The 1,333-nt window shown below is 61.4% G+C and carries 2 protein-coding genes; one reads left to right on the top strand and one right to left on the bottom strand.

Annotated features, from left to right (window positions below; genetic code table 11):
- The first annotated feature begins 222 nt into the window (after window positions 1–222).
- On the top strand, window positions 223–822 hold the full coding sequence (locus C7451_RS19670; RefSeq protein ID WP_110300485.1) for a recombinase family protein: 600 nt from the start codon (window positions 223–225) through the stop codon (window positions 820–822).
- Here C7451_RS19670 and C7451_RS19665 read toward each other — a convergent pair.
- The gene (locus C7451_RS19665) at window positions 814–1,263 is read right to left on the bottom strand and encodes a TonB-dependent receptor domain-containing protein (protein ID WP_110300484.1); all 450 of its coding nucleotides are present in this window, start codon (window positions 1,261–1,263) and stop codon (window positions 814–816) included. The two genes, C7451_RS19670 and C7451_RS19665, sit on opposite strands and share 9 nt — an antisense overlap.
- Window positions 1,264–1,333: the final 70 nt, after the last annotated feature.

The following is a 1,333-nucleotide window of genomic DNA, read 5'->3' as shown; positions in this document are numbered from 1 at the left end:
ACGATCCCATGTCGCGCCTCAAGCTCGCTAATTAGCCGATGTTCGCATTATGTCTGCCAAATCGTTGTCTGGCGCACAAACCTTGAGGTGACGCCTTTCATCCTTCAAAAACCTCTTGCCTTTTACTCGCTTAATGAAAGAGGGTTGTGAAAGGCGGAAGGCGGCAGAAACCCGTCACTCCTGTTTCTGCCTCCGGATACGGCCGTTTGTGAAAGAAGCAGGATGACACCCGAACCCTATCTGATCGGCTATGCCCGCGTATCGAAGGGCGACGACCAGTCGAACGCTGCCCAACGCCGCGCCCTCGGTGTAGCCGGCTGCAGCCGCGTGTTCGAGGAAACTGCCAGCGGCGGACGATGGGATCGACCAAAGCTCCTGGAGATGATTGGCCAGTTGCGCGCCGGCGACGTGGTGGTCGTCTGGAAGCTCGACCGGTTGTCGCGCAGTCTGAAGGACATGCTGCACATCATGGAGCGGATTGAACTGGCGGGCGCAGGCTTCCGCTCGCTGACCGAAGCGATCGACACCACCACGGCCGCGGGGCGCATGATGATGCAGATGGTCGGCAGCTTTGCCGAGTTCGAACGCGCGATGATCCGCGAGCGAACCAGCGCTGGCCTCGCCCAGGCCCGCGCAGAGGGGAGGATCGGCGGGCGTCGGCGCAAACTCGCTGAGAAGCAACGACGTGAGATTGCCGAGTCCGTGGTCTCCGGTCGTAAATCAGGCGCTGAAATGGCCCGTCTTTACGGCGTCAGCGAACCGACCGTTTCACGCATCGTTGCCGATTTCCGCCAAAATGCGGCCAATCCACCCCTACCGTGAATCGGTGTCCGAATAATGCACAGGGGCCGTATAGGGCTCCACGTCATAGCGGAACCGGTCCCACCGCAGCCCGCCTTCGATGGTAAGGCCATCAATCGGCTTCCAGCGCGCTTGCGCAAATCCGCCGAGACTGTCGAGATCAAAGCGCGGGGTCTGCACGGTCTCGACGGCGCCATCGAACAAACCCTGCGACTCCAGCACCGCAACGCTCGAAATCAGCAGCGGACGCGCATTGAACTGGGTGCTCCAGTCCCCGCCCAGCGTAACCTCGAAGCGATCGGACACCGGTATCGCCAGATCGAACCGCGCGCCCTGTTCATCGCTGTCGAGGTTGGTCTGGAACAGGCGTGGGAATGTCGGTGGCAACGGCAAGCCGCGAATGTCCGAGCCCACCTGCACGAACTCGCTGTCGCGGTTGTCCGTCGTCAGAACATTCGGCACAGATCGCGGCTTAGATTAGCGGAGTGCGGACCTCGTCTGGGGGTGGATGTTAGGCGGCGAGCTTGCGGTG

The organism is Blastomonas natatoria (assembly GCF_003201955.1).
Classification (GTDB): Bacteria; Pseudomonadota; Alphaproteobacteria; order Sphingomonadales; family Sphingomonadaceae; genus Blastomonas; species Blastomonas natatoria.
The sequence above is the reverse complement of the archived record's forward strand: the minus strand, read 5'-3'. Positions and strand labels throughout refer to the sequence as shown.